This window comes from Mycobacterium sp. NGS51, assembly GCF_059812525.1.
Window position 1 is genome coordinate 73,644 of sequence record NZ_JCALCV010000008.1, and the last position, 20,306, is coordinate 93,949.

Here is a 20,306-nt window from a genome sequence, read left to right on the forward strand (position 1 = left end):
TTGCGGTAGTCCTGCCCGCTCTGCCTCATCTGACCGCCGCTCGGCGACGCGATACCGTTGGCGCCCATGTCTGGTGATAAAGCGCCAGCAGCCGCCGGGCGCCCTTCAGGTCGGCTGCGATCGGCAATCGGTCGGTGCTGTCCATTGCGCGCAGCAGTCGGCTCACCGCTTCGTTGGCGACCAGAGCCCATTGCACGCCTGTCCGCTGGCAGTGTTGGGCGAATCTAATCAAGGCTTGGAAGCCTTGGCCACCAACGAAATTCACTCCGGAGAGGTCAACTATGAGAGATCGTCCTGGGTTAGCCAGCTCAATGACGTAATCGTTCAGCCGGGCGGCACCGTAAGAGTCGAGCACGCCACGCGCCTCGACAGCGGTCACATCCGGTTGGACATGTGCACTCAGCGAAACGCCGGGCCGAACGGTTGCCACACAACCACCTGGGGCAAGCTGGCGTGTGTGGCGCTTCACGCCACAAGTCTTGTTAGCGATAGACACTAGGCCTCCTGATTGTTTACTTCGCGGCAGCTGCCAAAGCTTTAGGGGACGGTGCTGTCAATGAACTTGACCGCCATAGACGCTCACTGCGCGCCGGTGAAAACGATTGAGGCTGCGCGCTTTTCCGGCTATGCGCGCGGTACGGCACAACCTTGAGCAAGGTCACGGGCAGGTGCGCGCCATCAGGGATCGCGTAGCTGCGCTGTTCGCCGGGGCGCGCACCTGCGATCGCACGACCTAATGGCGATGCCATCGAATAGGCCTTGATGCGCGCGTCTTCCGTGTCCTTAGCACGCCTGCCAAGCGAAAACGTTTCGGTTTCGCCGGTGGCGTCGTAGCGGATGGTGAGCACCGTTCCTGGCTGGGCGATGCCGTCGCCGGCAGCCTTCTCATCAACGACGGCGCTGGTGAGCAGATCCTGAATCTTGTGAATGCGCTTTTTCAGTGCCGGGTCACGGACGACGAGATTCCCGTCGTAATCCATCAAGTCGTCGGGGACTTCAATGCCGGGTCGGGAGCGCAGGGCAGCCAATTCGTTCTGCAAGCGGACATAGTCCTGCCGCGTCATACAAACTCGTTCGGTCGCAGTCATTTTGGGTCATATCCTTCTGTATCTACGGCTACCAAGACCCATTGTCGGCCAGGCTGGCACCGCAGCGCTTGCCACAACGCGACAAGCCCGCCGTGCGCTGTTGTCGCTTTCCGACAAGACCGCCGCTAAGGGCTGGCTGCTGTGCCCGTCACCGTCACGGACGGGGCGCCGATCGCGCTTCCACCAACCGCATAATGCACCCTTTCCCTATGGCGGCCCGGGGCGAACGTGCGTGGACCCGGCGACACGCTCGGCGTGTCGGCCGGGGACACGCACGCTCGCGGCGAGAAGGGAGCTACCCGAGGACGGCGCGCGTCGACGCCACAGCCACCTGCGCGGCGTTGCCGTTGCCGCTTGCCTCGGCCACGGCGCGACGAGCCGTGGTCATTCGTTGCAACGCTGCCTCGGTGAACACCGACAGTCCCAACTCCGGGTTGTAGCCGTGGATTTCCTTGACGTCGAGCTCGGCAAGGAAATACAGGATCTCCTTGGAGATCACCTGACCCGGCACCAGCACCGGGAAGCCAGGCGGATAGGGCACCACAAACGTCGTGGACACCAACGGCTTTCCCTCGGCTAGCCGGCGCCCGGCGGCGCCGAGCTGGACGTGTTCACGGTCGGCATCTTCGTACCCGGCGTAGAACGCCGATCGCATGTCGCCGAACAAACAGACCTTGTCCGGGCGGAATGCGTTGTCGAACTCGCTGAAGTCGGGCAGCGGCGGCAAGTCCTCGGTGATCTCCTCGACCCGGCGCTGTTGCAGGGCACGGTCATCCTTGCTGGCCGCGCATTGGCTCCGCTCGAGATCGCCGGCCACCCGGCGCAGCGCGTCGAGCAGATAGTGCACGCTCGACCAGGTGACGCCGATCGTGAAAATCAACAACACACTGTTGATCGAGGTCTTGTTGATCTGAATGCCGAACCGGTCCATCAGGACCTTCTCACGGAAGTCGTAGCCGTTCATCCCGGTCTTGCCGATGAACAACGTCACGCGGGTCGGGTCCAATACGAACTGATCGGAGCGCCAGGCCTCGTTCCACTCCGCCAGCGCGCCTTGCCGGACCTGACGGTAGGAACTGACCGTCGACGCCCGAAACTCATCGGGCACCAGGTCGGACTCGTCGAGGATGCGAAACCACTTGCCGATCAACCGGTCTTTGCGCACCCGGTGGCGAAAGACCAGCGCCATGTCGTAGACGTAGCGCACCATCTGGAAGCCCTCGATGTCGACCTGGCGGCGCGCCAAATCCAACGAGGCCAGCAGCTGCTGGTTGGGTGAGGTCGAGGTGTGGGTCAAAAACGCCTCACCGAACGCGTCACGACTGAGCGCCTTGAAATCCTGGTCGCGGACATGGATCATCGACGCCTGCCGAAGCGCCGACAACGACTTGTGGGTCGAATGCGTCGCATACACCCGGACCCGCGCCCGGTCGGGGTCGGGCAGCAGCCGCCGGGTACGCCATTGTTCGCGGTCGACTCCCTGCATCGACGCCTGCCACTCCCGGTACTGCTGGGCGTAGGCGGCAGACGACAGCATCGATTCCAGTTGCTCGGCGGCAATCATCGCCGTGCGCTGCCGCGCCCACGGCACCGCGGTGGCAAACGCGTACCACGCCTCGTCCCACAAAAAGCAGATGTCCGGTTTGATAGCCAGCACTTCCTCCATCACCCGGCGCGGGTTGTAGACGACGCCGTCGAAGGTGCAGTTGGTCAGCAGCAGCATCCGTACCCGGTCCAGCTGTCCGGCCGCCTCGAGATCGAGCAGCGCCCTTTTGATGGTGTCCAGCGACACCGCTCCATAGATGGCGAACGGCTTCAGCTCGTAGGCATCCAGATACAACGGGTAGGCCCCGGCGAGCACCAGGCCGTAGTGGTGTGACTTATGGCAGTTGCGGTCGATCAGCACGATGTCGCCGGGCCGGGTCAGCGCTTGCACGACGATCTTGTTGGCGGTCGAGGTGCCGTTGGTGACGAAGTAGGTGTTGTTGGCGTTCCAGGTCAGCGCGGCTTTGTCCATCGCCGCCCTGATGGTGCCGTGTGGGTCCAGCAGCGAATCCAGTCCCCCCGACGTCGACGACGTCTCGGCCATGAAGATGTTGCGGCCGTAGAACTCTCCCATGTCCTGCAGCGACTTTGAATTGAAGATGCTGGCGCCACGGGCGACCGGAAGAGCATGAAACTGGCCGGCGGGCCGCGCCGCGTAGGCGCGTAGCGCGTCGAAAAACGGTGTGGCGAAGCGATTCCGGATCCCGGCAAGGACGGTGCTGTGCAGGTCGGTGACATCGTTGAGCCGGTAGAACGTGCGGTCGTAGATGTCCGGTTCGTCCTCGGTGTCGGCGGCGATCGACTCGTCAGTGAGCAGGTACAGGTCGATGTGCGGCCGCAGCTCGCGGATCCACTCGCCGCACTCCACCCAGTCGTGGGTGCGGTCGGTGGCGACCACGTCGTCGTTGCCGCCCAGCAGTGTGGTCATCAACGGCACCCGGTCGCGAGAACGCAGCGGAAGGTCATGGCGGATGATCGCGGCCTGGATCTCGCCGTTCAACGCCACCGCGGTGATGGCGTCCTCGACACTGGTCACCACCAACAGCTCGAACTGCACGTCGTCGGACGGATCGCGCAGCGCGCGCAGGCATTCGGCCAGGCTCTCCGGAGCCGTCTCCGGGGCATCGTCGCCGAGCAGCACGGTGTAGAACTGCTGTTCTTTGGCCCGGGCCACCAACTCCTGATCGGCCAGCGACGCCGAGGTGTCGAACAACGCTGCGCGGTCGCCGTATTCGGAGAGCAGCCGCACCGCAAGCGACACCCCGTCGGAGAGGCTGACGGTGGCGAGGTTGTCGAGATACCGACGGAAGGTGGCGAGGTTCTCCGCGCCGGGGTAAAGCCAATACCGCTCGTAGGCGCCGAGGCGATTAAGCAGACGCTTGACCCGGGCCGCTTCATGAGTGGTGTCCAACCCGGCACGGTTGACCACCGCGAGCTGATGGCAGGCGTCGTCGAGCAGGTTCCAGGTATCCATCCGCGAGTACGACGGGTTGGCTACCGCCGCCAGCGCGGAAACACGAAGTCGTCTCGGGCGCTCGCCGTTTCGATCCATGTGGCCAGTGTGTCTCGCCGGTGATCACGATGAGGCGGTTTCGCCGACGCGGGCCGCCGTCAGCTCTCCAGTTCGTCGTCCGGGGAACCGCGGCTGATGGCCATCCACCGCCACCCCCGCGCCGGCACCTCGGTGACGTCGGACAGCGAGCGCACCACGGCCTGCGTCAGCCCCATGATGGCGGCCATCACCGGAAGCAGCGGCGAGAGCGGCTTGGCCACTGAGCGAACCGTATTGATGCGCCGGGCCACCACGTAACGCTCGATCGAGTGATACAGCCACGCCCCCACCCCCAGCGCGTAAATCGCCAGCGCCGCCGCGATCGCCGCCTGCCCGTAGGCCGCGCACACGACGGCGCCCAGCACCACCGTCGCCGCCAGCACGCCAGCGATGACCACCCGCAACTCCAGCCGGGTCACGACTGGTGGTTCCCTCCCCGGAGGGCTTGCGAGGCAGCGCGGATCTGCGGTGTCACCAGCATCACCTGGCCGAGCACGCCGTTGACGAATCCGGGCGAGTCGTCGGTCGACAACTCCTTGGCCAACTGCACCGCCTCGTCGACTGCCACCGGCTCCGGCACGTCGTCGGCGTGCAGCAACTCCCACACCGCGACCCGCAGGATGGCCCGATCCACCGCCGGTAGACGTTCCAGAGTCCAGCCCTGCAGGTGCGACGCGATCAGTTCGTCGATATGGGCGCTGTGCTCGGCGACCCCGCGAGCCACCGTCTCGGTGTACGGATGCAGCGGCGCGACGTCGGGTTTCGCCGCTGCCAGCGCGGCCCGGGCGTCGGCGACCTCAACCGGTGTCAGACCGCGGGCTTCGGCCTCGAACAACAGGTCGACGGCGCGTTTGCGGGCCTGGTGTCGTCCCTTGATAGGCCTCGCCGGCTTGGCCTCAGCCATCATCAAGCACGGCCGAGGTAGCTGCCGTCGCGGGAGTCGACTTTGAGCTTGTCGCCGGTGTTGATGAACAGCGGCACGTTGATCTGCGCACCGGTCTCCAGAGTCGCCGGCTTGGTGCCCGCGCTGGAGCGGTCGCCCTGCAGGCCCGGGTCGGTGTGGGTGACCTCCAGCTCGACAGTCACCGGCAGATCGATGTACAGCGCCGACCCGTTGTGGAAGGCGACCTGCACCGGCATGCCCTCCAGCAGGAAATTCGCGGCGTCGCCGACCAGCGACTCCGGTAGCGGGTGCTGCTCGTAATCCTGGCTGTCCATGAACACGAAGTCCGAGCCGTCGCGGTACAGATAGGTGGTGTCGCGGCGGTCGACGGTGGCCGTCTCCACCTTCACCCCGGCGTTGTAGGTCTTGTCGACCACCTTGCCGGAGACGACGTTCTTCAGCTTGGTGCGCACAAACGCCGGCCCCTTGCCGGGTTTGACGTGCTGGAATTCGACGATCTGCCACAGCTGGCCGTCGATCACCAGCACGAGTCCGTTCTTGAAGTCGGCAGTCGATGCCACGAGTCTCCTAGAGAATGGCCAGTTCCTTGGGGAACCGGGTCAGCAATTCAGGGGTCTGCCCAGGGGCTTGCACCGCGTCCGACACAACGAGGGTGTCTTCGATGCGAACACCGCCGCGGTCGGGCACATAGACACCGGGCTCCACAGTCACCACGGAGCCCGCCAGTAGTGTACCGGCGGCGCCGGCACTGATCCCCGGCGCTTCGTGGATCTGAAGCCCCACCCCGTGGCCGAGCCCGTGGCCGAAATGGTCACCGTGCCCGGCGTCGTCGATAACCCGCCGCGCCGCGCCGTCGACGTCGGCCAGACTCGCTCCGGCCCGCAGCGCCTCGCGGCCGGCTTGTTGGGCGGCAGCGACCAGTTGATACATGTCGTGCTGCCAATCGGCGGCCGCACCCAGCACGAAGGTACGGGTCATGTCGGAGTGATAACCGCCGACCAGCGCCCCGAAGTCGATTTTGACGAAGTCGCCGGTGGCCAGCACCGCGTCGGTGGGCCGGTGATGTGGGATCGCCGAATTGGCTCCGGCGGCCACGATCGTCTCGAACGAAGCGCCGTCGGCGCCGTGGTCGAGCATCAGGGCCTCCAACTCGCGGCCCACCTGGCGTTCGGTTCGGCCCGGCCGCAGCCCGCCGCGCTGCACCAATTCGGTCAGCGCGGCATCGGCCGCCTCGCAGGCCAGCCGCAGCAGGGCTACCTCGCCGGCATCTTTGACCTCGCGCAGCGCTTCGACGGTCGCCGACGCGCGGACCAACTCGGTGCCCATGGCCTCGCGGGCCAAGGCGTCGAACCCGTCCACGGTGACGACGTGGCTCTCGAAGCCCAACCGCTGCACGCCGGCGGCGGCGGCCCGTCCGGTCAGGTAACGACCGCAGGCCCGCTCGATGGCCACCTCCACGTCGGGTGCCTGCGCAGCGGCCTGGGTGCGGTAGCGGCCGTCGGTGGCCAGCACCGGGGGCCGGCGGTCGGCGAAGACCAGCAACGCGGCGTTCGAGCCAGTAAATCCGGAAAGGTATCGCACATTGATCAGGTCGGTGATCAGCATCGCGTCCAGCCCGTTGCCGTCAATTCGGAGGCTGAGATTGTCTCGACGCTGAGAATGTGTCACGCCCGACGACGGTACTCGTCTACGCTGTGCCCTCATGACTAACTGGATGCTGCGTGGTCTGGTCTTTGCCGCCGCGATGGTCGTTGTCCGCCTGTTCCAGGGCGCATTGATCAATGCCTTTCAGACTGCGGCCGCCATGATCAGCATTGTGCTGCTGCTGCTCTTCCTTGCCGGCGTCGTCGTGTGGGGCGTGATCGACGGCCGCGCTGACGCCAGGGCAAACCCCGACCCGGACCGTCGTGACGATCTGGCGATGACGTGGCTGCTGGCCGGCTTGGTCGCCGGGGTGCTCAGCGGCGTGGTCGCCTGGCTGATCGGACTGGTCTACAAGGGCCTCTATGTCGGCGGGCTGATCAACGAGATCACCACCTTCGCCGCCTTCACTGCGCTGCTGGTGTTTTTGGGCGGCATCGCCGGGGCGACAGTCGGCCGTTGGCGCACTGACCGCAAGGGTGATTACGCCCCTCGCCCCGGCGCTGAAGAGGACCGGGTCGACACCGACGTGTTCGCCGCCGTCCGGCCTGACGACGCGACGGCTGCGGCTGAGGGCGGCGCAATGCCCGAGGAACGAGCCGGTGCGGTCGCCACCGCCGAGCGCGACGAGCACACCGCACCGCAGCCGGCCTACAGCGAGTCACCGACCGAAGAAATCAAGCTGGCCGATTACGACCAGGAGACCGCCGCGGCAGCGGAGGCGGAGCAGACCGAGCCGGTGCCCAAAACCGAGAAGGATCAGCGCTAAACGCCGGCCAGATAGCGCAGCGCCAGCAGATAGCCCTGCACGCCGAGGCCGACGATCACCCCGCTGGCGATCGGGCTCAGATACGAATGGCGCCGAAACTCCTCGCGGGCATACACATTGGAGATATGCACCTCGATCAACGGCGCGCGTAGCTCGGTGCACGCGTCGCGCAGCGCCACCGATGTGTGCGTCAGGCCGCCGGCGTTGAGGATCACCGGCTCTTCGGCATCGGCGGCGGAATGAATCCAGTCCAGCAACTGTGCTTCGTTATCGCTTTGCCGCACAACCACTTTCAGCCCAAGCTCGGTGGCCTCGCGTTCGATCATTGCGGCCAGGTCGTCGTGGGTGGTGTCACCGTACACGTCGGGTTCCCGGCGGCCCAGCCGACCCAGATTCGGCCCATTGATCACGTTGACGGTCGTCACTGGGCTGCGACCTCCGCATAGGCGGCCACCAGCAGCGCCGGGTCCGGACCCTCCAAGCGACCGGGCTTGGCCAGCCCGTCGAGGACCACGAACCGCAGCACGCCGGAGCGGGTTTTCTTGTCACCGGCCATGTATTCCAATAGCTGGGGCAGCGCGTCGGCGTCATAGCTGACCGGCAATCCCAGTGAGGTCAGGATTGTGCGGTGCCGGTCCGCGGTGGCGTCGTCGAGCCGCCCGGCCAGCCGGCCCAATTCGGCGGCGAACACCAGCCCCACCGACACCGCGGTGCCGTGGCGCCACTGGTAGCGTTCCCGCCGCTCGATGGCGTGACCCAAAGTGTGCCCGTAGTTCAGGATTTCGCGCAGCTGCGATTCCTTCTCGTCGGCGGCCACGACTTCGGCCTTGACGGTGACCGCGCGGCGGATCAGCTCAGGCAGCACGTCGCCGGTCGGGTTCAGCGCGGCCTGCGGATCGGCTTCGATGAGATCCAGGATCACCGGGTCAGCGATGAAACCGGCTTTCACGACTTCGGCCATGCCGGCCACGATTTCGTTGCGCGGCAACGTCTCCAGGGTGGCCAGGTCGACGAGCACGGCGGCCGGCTGGTGAAAGGCGCCCACCAGGTTTTTACCGGCATCGGTATTGATCCCGGTCTTGCCGCCGACGGCCGCGTCGACCATCCCGAGCAGCGTGGTGGGTATGTGCACAATGTCGACGCCCCGCAGCCAGGTCGCCGCCGCGAAGCCGGCCACGTCGGTGGCAGCTCCGCCGCCGAGGCTGATCAGCGCGTCCTTGCGCCCGACTCCGATGCGGCCCAACACTTCCCAGATGAATCCCACCACCGGCAGATCCTTGCCGGCTTCGGCGTCGGGGATTTCGATGCGGTGAGCGTCGGCGCCCTTGTCGGCCAAGCGCTTTCGGATTACCTCCGCGGTTTCGGCCAGCACCGGCTGGTGCAGGATCGCCACCCGGTGTCGACCAGAGAGCAGTTCGTCGAGCTCGCCGAGCAGCCCGGTGCCGATCACCACCGGGTAGGACGGATCGACAGCCACCTGCACAGTGACCGGGGTGGCTATGTCACTCATTTGCGCGCTCCGGCGCGGCGGGCGGCCAGCGCGGCGGGGGTGGCCGGAGTCGGTGGCGACGCCGGCTTTTGGGGTGCCGTGTCGGGGCTGTCGTCCAGCGCGGACGGCGCCGTGCGCCGCCACGGCGCGCGACGGCGACCCCGACCCGCCGTGCCCGGGTCCTCGAGCCGCGACACGATGTAGTTGACGACAGCGCCGGGATTGCGGCGATTGGTGTTCACCCGGATGGTGGCGACGCGCCGGTACAGCGGAATCCGCTGCGACATCAGCGCCTTAAATTTCGAGTATTTCTCGGCCTCGTCTTTCGCGGCCAGCAACGGGCGCACGGTGTTGCCGCCGGTGCGGCGCACCCCTTCGGCCGCGGTGATCTCGAGGAACACCACCGTGTGGCCGGCCAGTGCGTCTCGGACGCCCGGGGTGGTGACGGCACCGCCGCCGAGCGACAGCACCCCGTCGTGATCGGCCAGCGCCTGACGGATGACCCGCTCCTCGATCCGACGGAACTCCTGCTCGCCGTCGGTGGCGAAGATGTCGGCGATGCTGCGCCCGGTCTGCTGCTCGATCGCGGCGTCGGTGTCGAGCAACTCGACCCCGACCGCTCTGGCCAGCCGTCGTCCAATCGTGGACTTGCCCGATCCGGGCAACCCCACCAGTACGGCCCGCGGCGCCATTACCCCGACACCCGAGCTTCGGCGGCGGGTTGCCGCTCGGCGACAGTGCGCAGGTAAGCGTCGATGTTGCGGCGGGTTTCGGTCAGGGAATCGCCGCCGAACTTCTCCAGCACCGCACGGGCCAACACCAGCGCCACCATCGTTTCGACCACCACGCCGGCGGCCGGCACCGCACACACATCGGAGCGCTGATGGATGGCGACGGCCTCGTCACCGGTGGCCATGTCGACGGTGGCCAGTGCCCGCGGCACGGTGGAAATCGGCTTCATCGCCGCGCGCACCCGCAGCGGCTGGCCGTTGGTCATACCGCCTTCCAGCCCGCCGGCCCGGTTGGTCGAGCGGACGATCCCGTCGGGACCGGGATACATCTCGTCGTGGGCGCGGCTGCCGCGGCGGCGCGCGGTCTCGAACCCGTCCCCGATGCCCACGCCCTTGATCGCCTGGATGCCCATGACCGCGGCCGCGAGTTGGCTGTCGAGCCGGTTGTCGCCGCTGGTGAACGATCCCAGGCCGACCGGCAGGCCCACCGCCACGGCCTCCACCACGCCGCCGAGGGTGTCGCCGTCCTTTTTGGCGGCTTCGATCTCGGCGATCATGGCTTCCTCCGCCGCCTTGTCGTAGGCCCGCACCGGGCTGGCGTCGATCGCTGCGAGGTCTTCGGGCTGCGGCGGCGGACCGTCGTAGGGCTCCGACCCGCCGACGGACACCACGTGGGAGAGCACTTCGACGCCGAGGGCCTGGCGCAAGAACAGCCGGGCGATGGTGCCGGCGGCGACGCGAGCGGCGGTCTCGCGGGCGCTGGCCCGCTCCAGCACCGGGCGGGCGTCGTCGAAGCCGTACTTGAGCATGCCGGCATAGTCGGCGTGGCCGGGCCGTGGCCGGGTCAGCGGCGCATTGCGGGCAACCTCGAGCGCCGCCGCGTCGACCGGGTCGGCGGCCATCACCTCTTCCCACTTGGGCCATTCGGTGTTGGCGATCTCGATGGCAATCGGCCCGCCCAATGTGCTGCCGTGCCGGACCCCGGCCAGCACGGTGACCTGGTCGCGTTCGAACTTCATCCGCGCGCCGCGGCCGTAGCCGAGGCGCCGTCGGGCCAGCTGGTCGGCGATGTCCTCGGAGGTGACGGTGACTCCGGCGACCATGCCCTCCACCACGGCCACCAGCGCACGGCCGTGGGATTCACCAGCAGTGGTCCAACGCAACACGTGTCCCATCCTCCCACGCCGGGTTCTCGCCACCCAAAAGCCGGCGTGAACGCCCAACGTGAAGCTGTTGCGGAAAAATGCGCCTCAATCTGGCAATGGCGCTTCACGTTCGGCGGGCGATGCGGTCCAGTCAATACCTTCCCAGCCGAACCACGCCTGAGCGCAGTCCGGCCAGCGTACCGTTCTTGACGCTCAGCAACCGCGATTGAGGAGCGGACTCGATATGGGACAGCGGTATCGGATAGCACATGTCGGCACCGGTTACACCGGCTCTATCGCGCTCCGACAGATCCTTAGGTCGCCACGTTTCAAGCTGGTCGGCCAACTCGTTCACAGCCACGATAAGGTCGGCAGAGACTCCGGCGAACTGGTCAACGAGGCCGCCATTGGTGTGGTGGCCACTGACAGCCTTGATGATCTGCTTGTGCTGGACGCCGACTGCGTTAGCTACTTCGCAGCTGTATCCGGCCGCGAAGCTAGCGAGATCGCCGACCAGATATCCGCAATACTCGCCAGCGGAAAAAATGTCGTGACACCGTCATATCACGCGTTATTTCACCCACCCTCTCTTGACGACGCCTTGAGAGAAAAGCTAGAAGCGGCATGCCAGCAAGGGAACAGCTCCCTGCTGGCAACCGGTATCGCGCCGGGCTTCGCCACCGACATCCTTGCCGTGCACGCGGCGAGTATGTGTGAACTGCCCGCAAAGGTCTCTGTCGAGGAACGTATTCCGTGCGGGGCTTATCGGGTGCCCGGTTTCTTCGCCATGCTGGGCTTCGGTCGAACGGCTGAACAGGACGCGCGGATGTATCCGCCTGGATCAATGATCGCGACCGTCACCCCGCCCCTACGACTCCTGGCCCAAGGACTGGGCTTACGGCTTGACGAAGTCCGCGAGGACCGGGACATCGCGATTGCCGGTCGTCATTACCGCTTCGACGCCGGTGAGATCCCGGCCGGCACGATCGCCAGTGTGCGGATGCGCTTCGACGGCATCGTCGCTGGTCAGCCGCGGTTGCGTTATTCATCGATCTGGTCGATGCCCGATGAGGCGGTCGAAGACTGGCAGCCTGCGATTGCGTCCGGTAGCCCGACTCGACGGCTCACCCGGATTTCCGTCGAAGGCGATCCCCCGGTTCAGCTCGACTTCGCGCTCAATGGCGGCGAGCTGCCCGGCTCAACTGCTACCGCCGCCCGGGTGGTGAACGCAATTCCAGCAGTGTGTGCGGCCAACCCAGGTGTTCTCAGTGCGCTTGATCTCGTCGTTACCGCCCAAGCCGCGCCAAGCTAAGCGACCGGCGCCAGAGACGATCATCAATCACTGCCCCGCGAACGTGCGTTGTCGAGACACTCGGAGCTCCGGGCCTTCGTATTGTCAGTAATTTACAGCGGAAGGTCACTCAGCTTGTCCCGCACACTGCTCGCCGCCGCGATGTAGTCGCGCAGCTCGGGCGAAATCAGGTCGGCAACCATTAACAGATCCGCAAGCCGGTCGAGCAGATGGCGGGTCGTCAGGCTCAGTACACCTTGCCCCGGCTCGCGCCGCAGTAGCGGTTCATGGTGCGCGATCCGGTTGCGGAGCTGATGCAGTCGGCCGACCGGATCTTCCACCGCTCGCCGGCTCGTGCCAGGTCGGAAAGCCTTGTGTAGATGTGGAATCCACAGCGGATGGTGGTGCGCCGTTGTGGACAGGTAGCGCCAGAACCCAAACGTCAATTCGGCGATTACCTTGCCGGGTGGCGCACCAGGACCCGCCTCCCGTACGGCTCGCTCTATCTGCTCGCGCGGAGCACGGTTTGCATCAATTCGGGTGCCATCACGCGCTGCTCGCCATCGAACCGGAAACAGCCGGTATGGGTCGGTCGTCCAATGCGGCAGCCCCGCCGTTGTGCTAGCCGTGATCGCGGCGTCGTAAGCGTTGCGCAACGCCACTTCCAGGTGCGCCAAATCATGCAGAAATACAGCCGACAAGGCGGTGTTCCATTCGTAAAGTTCCAGCGCTCGTCGTCGATCCACACCCGCAGCCGCCAGATAGACCGCAAACCGCGGCCTCGACAGCCAGGCCTCCAACCATGTGCCAGGCTCCTCAGTGTCGGTCATTGCCGGTAGACTTCGTCGTGCACTGCCCCGGATGACCCCTGACCGTTGCGGGTCATGTCGCCGGGGCTTTGTTCACTTCCGATGATTTTCTTCCGCTGCGGCAGCAACTGTGCGAGACAACGCCCCAGCGTCAACGGCGGCCTTGAGACGTCGCCTACGACGGCAACCGGCCTAGGTTCCGCTGGATTGGGCCCTGAGTTGGGTTTGGCGTTGTCCATAGTCGACCTACCTACCAGGAAGGTACGACGACTACAGTGCCGCCAACCCCACCGCGGCCAGGCTGGCCAGGCACATCGCCGGGCCGTGCGGCACGGTGCGGACGCCCCGAAGCAAGGCGACCGTCGCCGTCGCCGCGGTCAACAGCGGCGCGCCCAGCGCCGCCAACACCCACACGTCGACGCCGAAGCGGCCGGTCAGCGCGCCCGTTGCGAGCGCCAGCTTCACGTCTCCGGCGCCCATCGCCGACGGCGACGCCACGTGCACCAGCAGATATATCGTGGCCAGCGCCGAGCCACCCGCCAGCGCCGGCACTCCGCGGTCGGCGATGACGGCGGCCAACAGAATCACCGCGGACCCGGGCAGCGTCAACCAGTTGGGTAGCCGCCGCGCTGCGATGTCGTAGCCGGTCAGTGCACCCATCCACAGCAATACGGCCGCCGTCACGGCGGGAGGCTAACCCAACGCCACGGTCATCGCCGCTCGGGGCGCGGGTTGGCCTGTGAATTGTTCGACCTGCGCGAACGCCTGGTGCAGCAGCATCTGCAGACCGTTGATCACCTGCCCACCGGCCGCGCCGACCGCAGCGGCCAGCGGCGTCGGCCACGGGTCGTAGACGGCGTCCAACAACACCGGCACCCGAGCCAAAACGCCCGCATAACGCTCGGCCACATCCGCCGGCAGCGTGTTGACCAGCACCCCTGCGGCGGCCACTTCATCGGCCAGCTCGGCGCTGTCCAGCTCGCAGAACCGGGTCGCGACGCCGATCCGGTTGCCCAGCTGCACCAACCGGGCGGCCTTATCGGGGTTGCGTGCGGCGACGGTGATGCCGCTGACACCGAGTTCGGCCAGCGCGACCACCACCGCCGGTGCAGTGCCGCCGGAGCCGGACACCACCGCGCGTCCCGGCGCGGTGCCGAGCGCGCCGATGACGCCGTCGACGTCGGTGTTGTCGGCCCGCCAGCCGCGCGGCGTGCGCAGCAGCGTGTTGGCCGAACCGACCAACTCGGCGCGCGGGGTCCGCTCGTCGGCGAACGCCAGCGCGGCGAACTTTCCCGGCATCGTCACCGAAACACCCACCCACTCCGGCCCGAAAGCGCCGACGACGCCCGGCAGTTCGTTGGCGCTGCATTCGATGCGGTCGTAGGTCCAGTCCTGCAGGCCCAGCGCGCGGTAGGCCGCCAGGTGCAACTGCGGAGAGCGCGAATGTGCGATCGGCGAGCCGAGGACGCCCGCGCGTCTAGCGCGCGGGGTCTGATTGCGCTCTTCGCCGCCGCGCTCCGCGCGGCTACGCTCATCGCGCGGAGTCGAGGACACCGTTGTGTTTGGCCAGCTCGATATTGGCCAGGTGCTGCTGGTAGTCCCGGGTGAACAGGGTGGTGCCCTGCGCGTCGATGGTGACGAAGTACAGCCAGTCACCGGGCTCGGGGTGTTCGGCGGCCGATAGCGCGTCGGTGCCGGGCGAACAGATCGGCGTCGCGGGCAGCCCCTCGGACATGTAGGTGTTCCACGGTGTGGGCTGCGCGCGGTCGGCGTCGGTGGTGGCGACCTCCCGGCGATCCAGCGGATAGTTCACCGTCGAGTCGAATTCCAGGGTGCGGTGCTCGGCGAGCCGGTTGTAGATGACTTGGGCGACCTTCGGGAAGTCCTCCGGGGTGGCCTCGCGTTGCACCAGCGACGCCACCACCAGCACGGCATGCGGTGACAAGTTCATCGCCTTAGCGGTATCGAGCAGCCCGGATTTCACGTAGCTCACCGCGCTGGTACTGATCAGCGTCGACAGAATCGTCTGCGGGGAGGCCGACGGGTTGACGTTGAACGTTCCGGGCGCGATCAAGCCCTCGATCCGGCGGTGATCGGCGCCCATCTGCGTCATCGGATCGACGGCCCAACCGGGCACTCCCAGCTTCGACGGCGGGGTGTCGGCGGCCGCGGTCCGCAGGTCGGTCACCGACGCGCAATGCCGGTCCCCGTCGAGTTCCACACAGGTGGCCCGCGAGATCAGGGTGAAAATGCCGGGCGTCGCGGCGTTGGTCTTGACGTCGGTGGTGTCGTCGAGTTGACGGCCCTCGGGGATGACCAGCCTGCCCACCCGGCTGTCGGGGTCGGTGAGTCGTTCGACCGCCGACGATGCGGGAATTTCGGTGCGCATCCGGTAGAAGCCGGGCTGAATGGCCGAGATGGCGGAATTGCCGTGCGCGGCGTCGATGAACGCCCGGACCGTGCGGACCACGCCGCGATCGTGCAGGGTCTCGCCGATCGCGGTGGTCGAGTCGCCGGCCTGGACCTGGATGACCACATCCTGTTTGCCGCTACCGCGGTAGTCGGTCGACGAGCCGAAGGTGTGCCACAACTTGGAACCGACGAAGACGGCCGCGACGACTACGACGATCAGCAGGACCGCGGCGAACCCTCCGACGATGCGTCGACGCCGGCGGCCCCGCTCGGCGCGGATCCGCTCGGCGCGCGTCATCGTGCGGCGAGGGGGCCCAACCGCAACCGGACCTGGTCGCGACCCACTGCGCCCGGCTTCGCGGGGCTGGCGATCGCGACGAGGTTGGGCCCGGCCGTGTCCACTGCCGTCACGCACCGTCGAGCTCCCCGGGCAGCGCGACGCGGCGTTGGTCGAGCCACCCCTGCAGGATCGCCACCGCCGCCGCCTGGTCGATGACTCCGCGCTGGCCCTTGGCCCGGACACCGGCCTCCCGCAGCGACCGCTGCGCGGCGACCGTCGTCAGCCGCTCGTCGGCCAGCCGCACCGGAACGGGCGCGATCCGGCGGGCCAGCAGATCGGCCAACTCGATCGCGTCGCGCGCCGATGGGCCGGTGCGGTCGGCCAGGGTGCGCGGCAGCCCGACGACCACCTCGACCGCGTCGAGTTCGGCGACCAGCTCACCGAGCCGGCGCAGATGGCCGCCGGACCGGTCGCGGCGCACGGTCTCCACCGGGGTGGCCAGGATCCCGTCCGGGTCACTGCAGGCCACGCCGATGCGCACGCTGCCGGCATCGACGCCCAGCCGCCGACCCCGTCCAGGATCGTCCCGGCCGGGCCGATCCGGCAGGCGGTGCGCTGTGGTATCCACTCAGCTGACCCGCGCTATCTGCGCCCGCAGCGCGTCGAGTGCAGCGTCGATGCCCGCCGGGTCCTTGCCCGAGCCCTGGGCGAGATCCGGCTTGCCGCCGCCGCGCCCCGCGACCGCTCCGGCCAGCTGCTTGACCAGGTCGTCGGCGTGGATCCCGAGGTCTTGGGCGGCAGGGTTGGCGGCGACCGCATACGGCACCGTGCCGCTGTCGCCCTCGGCGATCAACGCGACGACGGCGGGATCGTTGCCGAGTTTTCCGCGGATGTCGCCGACCAGCGAACGCAAATCACCGGCCGTCATTCCCGCCGACATCCGCTGCGCCACCACACGCACGTTACCGATGCGCTGTGCGCCGGCTGCGGCGTTCACCGCAGCGGCGCGGGCATTCGCCAGCCGGGCACGTTCGAGCTCCTTCTCGGCGGCTTTGAGGCGCTCGACGAGGTTGGCCACGCGGGCGGGCACCTCCTCCGAGGGCACCTTGAGCGACGACGCCAGCCCCGCCATCAGCGCGCGCTCCTTGGCCAGGTGCTTAAACGATTCCAATCCGACGTAGGCCTCCACCCGGCGGACCCCGGAACCCACCGAGGATTCACCCAGAATGGTCACCGGACCGATCTGCGCCGAATTGTGCACGTGCGTGCCGCCGCAGAGTTCCAGTGAGAATGGCCCGCCGATTTCCACGACCCGCACCTCGTCGGGGTAGCTTTCGCCGAACAGCGCCAGCGCGCCCATCGCCTTGGCCTTGTCGAGTTGTTCGGTGAAGGTGTGCACTTCGAAATCGGCCTGCACCGCCTGGTTGGTCACTTCCTCGATTTGGCTGCGCTGCTCATCGGTCAACGCGCCCTGCCAATTGAAGTCGAACCGCAAATAGCCCGGCCGATTCAGCGAGCCAGCCTGAACAGCATTGGGCCCCAACACTTGTCGCAATGCGGCGTGCACCATGTGGGTGCCCGAATGTCCCTGGGTGGCACCCTTGCGCCAACCGGCGTCAACCGCTGCGACGACGGTGTCGCCCTCGACGAATTCGCCGGACTCCACATTGACGCGGTGCACCCACAGGGTTTTGGCGACCTTTTGCACATCGGTGACCGCCGCCCGTGCGGTCTCGCCGGCGCCGGTACCGCTGATCGTCCCGGCGTCGGCGACCTGCCCACCCGATTCGGCATAGAGCGGAGTGCGGTCCAGGACCAGTTCAACGGCGCCTGCTGCCCCTTCTGGGCCATGCGCGATCACCGGCACCCGTTTGCCGTCGACGAAGATACCCAGAATCCGCGCGTCCGAGCTCAACTCGTCGAAGCCGGTGAACTCGGTGGGACCGGCGTCCACCAACTCGCGGTAGGCGCTCAGGTCGGCGTGTGCGTGTTTGCGCGCGGCGGCGTCGGCTTTGGCGCGACCGCGCTGCTCGGCCATCAACTCCCGGAAGCCGGCTTCGTCGACCTGCAGCCCGGCTTCGGCGGCCATCTCGAGGGTGAGCTCGATCGGAAATCCGTAGGTGTCGTGCAGGGTGAACGCATCCGGCCCGGCCAGCACCGTGGCACCCGAGGCTTTGGTGGCGCCGGCCACCTCCTCGAACAGCCGTGAACCCGACGCCAGGGTGCGGTTGAACGCGGTTTCTTCGGCCACCGCGATCCGGTTGATCCGGTCGAAGTCGGCGACGAGTTCTGGGTACGACGGGCCCATCGCGTCGCGGACGGTGGCCATCAGGTCACCCACGATGGGGTCCTCGATGCCGAGCAGTTTGGCCGAGCGGATCACCCGGCGCAGCAGTCGGCGCAGCACGTAGCCGCGGCCGTCGTTGCCGGGGCTGACTCCGTCGCCGATCAGGATCGCCGCGGTGCGGCTGTGGTCGGCGATGATCCGGTAGCGCACATCGTCGTCAGCGTTGCCGACATCATATTGACGCGGTGCGCGTGCGGCCACAACATCGATGACCGGGCGCAGCAGGTCGGTCTCGTAGACGTTGTGCACGCCCTGCAGCAGAAACGCAACCCGCTCGACTCCCATGCCGGTGTCGATGTTCTTGCGCGGCAATGGTCCGAGGATCTCGAAATCTTCCTTGGTGGTGCCTTCGCCGCGCTCGTTTTCCATGAACACGAGATTCCAGATCTCGATGTAGCGTTCCTCGTTGACCGCTGGGCCGCCCTCGACCCCGAACTCCGGTCCACGGTCGTAGTAGATCTCCGAGGACGGGCCGCACGGCCCGGGAATGCCCATCGACCAGTAGTTGTCGGCCATCCCGCGGCGCTGGATCCGCTCGGCCGGCAGGCCGGCGACCTCCTGCCACAATTGTGCGGCGTCGTCATCGTCGAAATAGACTGTGGCCCACATTCTTTCCGGGTCCAGGCCATATCCACCATGGGCGACGCTGTTGGTCAGCAGACTCCAGGCCAATTCGATGGCGCCACGCTTGAAATAGCCGCCGAACGAGAAATTGCCGGCCATCTGAAAAAATGTGTTGTGCCGGGTGGTGATGCCCACTTCGTCGATATCCGGCGTGCGGATGCACTTCTGGATGCTGGTGGCCGTCGGGTACGGCGGAGTGCGCTGCCCCAAAAAGAACGGCACGAACTGGACCATGCCGGCGTTGACGAACAGCAAGTTGGGGTCGTCGAGGATCACCGAAGCACTGGGCACCTCGGTGTGGCCCGCTTTCACGAAATGATCGAGGAACCGTTTCCTGATCTCGTGTGTCTGCACGTGTCCGTCGCTGTCCTAGTAATTAAATCGACCGCATTACCTTACCGGCCTGCACAGATCGGCGATCGTGCCGACCGGCCCCGCCCGGGTGGCTATCCGCCGACGAAACTCAACCGCACCGACCGCTTGGGGTTATCCCGGTTGAGGTCGACGAGGACCACGCTCTGCCAGGTGCCCAGCAGCGGTTCGCCACCGGCTACCGGCACCGTCACCGACGGCGCAACCAGGGCCGGCAGCACATGGTCGGCGCCGTGGCCCGGTGAGCCGTGCGCATGCCGGTAGCGGTCGTCACGGGGCAGCAACCGCTCCAGCGTCTCGACGAGGTCGTCGTCGGAACCGGCGCCGGTCTCGATGATCGCCACCCCGGCCGTCGCGTGCGGAACGAACACGTTGCACAATCCCTCTGCACGCGAGCCCTCCGCGCGGGACGCGCAAAACGAGCGCACCGCCTCGGTCAAATCCACGATGCGGCGACGCTTGGTGTCCACCTCCAGCACATCGCTGTCCACGTTGACCAGCCTACGGGCCGCACTCGGCTACCTCCCAATCGCAAGCCCCGACCCGCCGCAAAACCATTGCGACGCTTATCCGGTTGGAGGAAGGTGGTTACTGGACCGGTGGCGCCACCGGGGCGCTGCCGCCAAGCGGATTCGACCAGAAAGGGAGGGTGATCGTGTACGCGCGCTCTACCACCATCGAGGCGCAGCCGTCGTCCATCGACGCGGGTGTCGCGCACGTTCGTGATGTGGTCATGCCCACACTCCAGCAGATCGACGGATGTGTCGGTGTGTCGTTGTTGGTCGACCGTCAGGCCGGTCGCTGCATCGCGACCAGTTCTTGGGAGACCCAACAGGCGATGCAGGCCAGCGGCGAGCGAGTACGGCCGGTTCGTGATCAGGCCGCCGAGGCGTTCGGCGGCAGCCCGACCGTCGACGACTGGGAGATCGCCGTGCTGCACCGCGACCACCACTCCGGTCCGGGCGCCTGTGTGCGGGCCACCTGGCTCAAGGTGCGGCCCGATCAATTCGACAAGGCCATCGCGTTCTACCGGGAGTCGGTGCTGCCCGCGATCGAGGAACTCGAGGGTTTCTGCAGCGCCAGCCTGATGCTGGACCGCGCCTCCTGGCGGGCGGTGTCGTCGTCGACGTTCGACAGCGTTGAGGCGATGGAGCGCAATGGGGATGCGGCCCGTTCACTGCGCACTTCCCGGCTTCGCGACCTGGGCACCGACCAGTACGACGTCGGTGAGTTCGAGCTGGCGCTGGCCCACCTGCGGGTGCCCGAGTTGGTGTAGGCGATCGCAAGCGCGGCGAAGCCGGGCGCCG

20 protein-coding genes and 1 pseudogene are annotated in these 20,306 nt (G+C 67.0%); 3 read left to right on the forward strand and 18 right to left on the reverse strand.

The genetic code is table 11. The features are described from left to right. Nucleotides 1-25: 25 nt before the first annotated feature. From AC5Y5W_RS12055 to AC5Y5W_RS12085, 7 genes are all read right to left on the reverse strand, one after another. On the reverse strand, nt 26-430 hold the full coding sequence (locus AC5Y5W_RS12055; RefSeq protein WP_500009703.1) for an STAS domain-containing protein: 405 nt from the start codon (nt 428-430) through the stop codon (nt 26-28). Nucleotides 431-512: 82 nt separating this feature from the next. Beyond that, nucleotides 513-1,064 (reverse strand): GreA/GreB family elongation factor, encoded by a 552-nt coding sequence (locus AC5Y5W_RS12060; RefSeq protein WP_500009702.1) that lies wholly within the window; start codon nt 1,062-1,064, stop codon nt 513-515. Between the two features lie 319 nt (nt 1,065-1,383). Beyond that, nucleotides 1,384-4,185 (reverse strand): aminotransferase class I/II-fold pyridoxal phosphate-dependent enzyme, encoded by a 2,802-nt coding sequence (locus tag AC5Y5W_RS12065; protein WP_500009701.1) that lies wholly within the window; start codon nt 4,183-4,185, stop codon nt 1,384-1,386. Between the two features lie 59 nt (nt 4,186-4,244). Then, on the reverse strand, nt 4,245-4,604 hold the full coding sequence (locus AC5Y5W_RS12070; RefSeq protein ID WP_500009700.1) for an antitermination protein NusB: 360 nt from the start codon (nt 4,602-4,604) through the stop codon (nt 4,245-4,247). Beyond that, nucleotides 4,601-5,089, reverse strand: coding sequence for a transcription antitermination factor NusB (nusB, locus tag AC5Y5W_RS12075; protein WP_500009699.1), 489 nt, complete (start codon nt 5,087-5,089; stop codon nt 4,601-4,603). The genes AC5Y5W_RS12070 and nusB overlap by 4 nt, the downstream gene beginning before the upstream one ends. Before the next feature lie 2 nt (nt 5,090-5,091). Further along, nucleotides 5,092-5,649, reverse strand: a complete 558-nt coding sequence (gene efp / locus AC5Y5W_RS12080; protein ID WP_500009698.1) for an elongation factor P — start codon at nt 5,647-5,649, stop codon at nt 5,092-5,094. A gap of 7 nt (nt 5,650-5,656) precedes the next feature. After that, nucleotides 5,657-6,757, reverse strand: a complete 1,101-nt coding sequence (locus AC5Y5W_RS12085) for a M24 family metallopeptidase (protein WP_500009697.1) — start codon at nt 6,755-6,757, stop codon at nt 5,657-5,659. A 34-nt stretch (nt 6,758-6,791) separates the two neighbouring features. On the opposite strand from AC5Y5W_RS12085, the gene AC5Y5W_RS12090 reads away from it, so the two are divergent. Then, complete coding sequence (locus AC5Y5W_RS12090; RefSeq protein ID WP_500009696.1) at nt 6,792-7,499, forward strand: B-4DMT family transporter; 708 nt, start codon at nt 6,792-6,794, stop codon at nt 7,497-7,499. On the opposite strand, the gene aroQ is transcribed toward AC5Y5W_RS12090, so the two are convergent. From aroQ to aroC, 4 genes and pseudogenes are all read right to left on the reverse strand, one after another. After that, nucleotides 7,496-7,924: a type II 3-dehydroquinate dehydratase gene (gene aroQ / locus AC5Y5W_RS12095; protein ID WP_499886193.1), complete on the reverse strand. Its 429-nt coding sequence runs from the start codon at nt 7,922-7,924 to the stop codon at nt 7,496-7,498. The two genes, AC5Y5W_RS12090 and aroQ, sit on opposite strands and share 4 nt — an antisense overlap. Next, nucleotides 7,921-9,009, reverse strand: coding sequence for a 3-dehydroquinate synthase (gene aroB / locus AC5Y5W_RS12100; RefSeq protein WP_500009694.1), 1,089 nt, complete (start codon nt 9,007-9,009; stop codon nt 7,921-7,923). Before aroB ends, aroQ begins: the two co-directional genes overlap by 4 nt. A gap of 155 nt (nt 9,010-9,164) precedes the next feature. Further along, nucleotides 9,165-9,680 (reverse strand): annotated as a pseudogene (locus AC5Y5W_RS12105) (shikimate kinase); the annotation flags it as partial. Beyond that, complete coding sequence (aroC, locus tag AC5Y5W_RS12110; protein WP_500009692.1) at nt 9,680-10,885, reverse strand: chorismate synthase; 1,206 nt, start codon at nt 10,883-10,885, stop codon at nt 9,680-9,682. The gene aroC and the pseudogene AC5Y5W_RS12105, both read right to left, overlap by 1 nt. Before the next feature lie 223 nt (nt 10,886-11,108). Here aroC and AC5Y5W_RS12115 point away from each other — a divergent pair, with 223 nt between their 5' ends. Beyond that, nucleotides 11,109-12,176, forward strand: coding sequence for a hypothetical protein (locus tag AC5Y5W_RS12115; protein ID WP_500009690.1), 1,068 nt, complete (start codon nt 11,109-11,111; stop codon nt 12,174-12,176). 92 nt (nt 12,177-12,268) lie between these two features. Here AC5Y5W_RS12115 and AC5Y5W_RS12120 read toward each other — a convergent pair whose 3' ends face one another. The 7 genes from AC5Y5W_RS12120 to AC5Y5W_RS12150 form a co-directional block, all read right to left on the reverse strand. Further along, the gene (locus AC5Y5W_RS12120) at nt 12,269-12,985 is read right to left on the reverse strand and encodes a hypothetical protein (protein WP_500009688.1); all 717 of its coding nucleotides are present in this window, start codon (nt 12,983-12,985) and stop codon (nt 12,269-12,271) included. A 249-nt stretch (nt 12,986-13,234) separates the two neighbouring features. Beyond that, nucleotides 13,235-13,648 (reverse strand): prepilin peptidase, encoded by a 414-nt coding sequence (locus tag AC5Y5W_RS12125; protein WP_500009687.1) that lies wholly within the window; start codon nt 13,646-13,648, stop codon nt 13,235-13,237. A gap of 9 nt (nt 13,649-13,657) precedes the next feature. Next, nucleotides 13,658-14,518: a shikimate dehydrogenase gene (locus AC5Y5W_RS12130; RefSeq protein ID WP_500009686.1), complete on the reverse strand. Its 861-nt coding sequence runs from the start codon at nt 14,516-14,518 to the stop codon at nt 13,658-13,660. Beyond that, nucleotides 14,496-15,674, reverse strand: a complete 1,179-nt coding sequence (locus tag AC5Y5W_RS12135; protein ID WP_500009685.1) for an endolytic transglycosylase MltG — start codon at nt 15,672-15,674, stop codon at nt 14,496-14,498. The genes AC5Y5W_RS12130 and AC5Y5W_RS12135 overlap by 23 nt, the downstream gene beginning before the upstream one ends. A 109-nt stretch (nt 15,675-15,783) precedes the next feature. After that, nucleotides 15,784-16,284, reverse strand: coding sequence for a Holliday junction resolvase RuvX (gene ruvX / locus AC5Y5W_RS12140; RefSeq protein ID WP_500009684.1), 501 nt, complete (start codon nt 16,282-16,284; stop codon nt 15,784-15,786). Beyond that, nucleotides 16,285-18,981, reverse strand: a complete 2,697-nt coding sequence (alaS, locus tag AC5Y5W_RS12145) for an alanine--tRNA ligase (protein WP_500009683.1) — start codon at nt 18,979-18,981, stop codon at nt 16,285-16,287. Between the two features lie 92 nt (nt 18,982-19,073). Further along, nucleotides 19,074-19,478, reverse strand: a complete 405-nt coding sequence (locus AC5Y5W_RS12150; RefSeq protein WP_500009774.1) for a secondary thiamine-phosphate synthase enzyme YjbQ — start codon at nt 19,476-19,478, stop codon at nt 19,074-19,076. Nucleotides 19,479-19,654: 176 nt separating this feature from the next. Here AC5Y5W_RS12150 and AC5Y5W_RS12155 point away from each other — a divergent pair, with 176 nt between their 5' ends. Then, nucleotides 19,655-20,275, forward strand: coding sequence for an antibiotic biosynthesis monooxygenase (locus AC5Y5W_RS12155; RefSeq protein ID WP_500009773.1), 621 nt, complete (start codon nt 19,655-19,657; stop codon nt 20,273-20,275). Nucleotides 20,276-20,306: the final 31 nt, after the last annotated feature.

What these genes read in the sequence shown, in the direction of transcription:
- AC5Y5W_RS12135 (WP_500009685.1), bottom strand. Translation starts at nt 15,674, where the DNA reads ATGACGCGCGCCGAGCGGATCCGCGCCGAGCGGGGCCGCCGGCGTCGA.
- AC5Y5W_RS12090 (WP_500009696.1), top strand. Translation starts at nt 6,792, where the DNA reads ATGACTAACTGGATGCTGCGTGGTCTGGTCTTTGCCGCCGCGATGGTC.
- AC5Y5W_RS12060 (WP_500009702.1), bottom strand. Translation starts at nt 1,064, where the DNA reads ATGACGCGGCAGGACTATGTCCGCTTGCAGAACGAATTGGCTGCCCTG.
- AC5Y5W_RS12065 (WP_500009701.1), bottom strand. Translation starts at nt 4,185, where the DNA reads ATGGATCGAAACGGCGAGCGCCCGAGACGACTTCGTGTTTCCGCGCTG.
- AC5Y5W_RS12115 (WP_500009690.1), top strand. Translation starts at nt 11,109, where the DNA reads ATGGGACAGCGGTATCGGATAGCACATGTCGGCACCGGTTACACCGGC.
- nusB (WP_500009699.1), bottom strand. Translation starts at nt 5,089, where the DNA reads ATGGCTGAGGCCAAGCCGGCGAGGCCTATCAAGGGACGACACCAGGCC.
- aroB (WP_500009694.1), bottom strand. Translation starts at nt 9,009, where the DNA reads ATGAGTGACATAGCCACCCCGGTCACTGTGCAGGTGGCTGTCGATCCG.
- AC5Y5W_RS12120 (WP_500009688.1), bottom strand. Translation starts at nt 12,985, where the DNA reads ATGACCGACACTGAGGAGCCTGGCACATGGTTGGAGGCCTGGCTGTCG.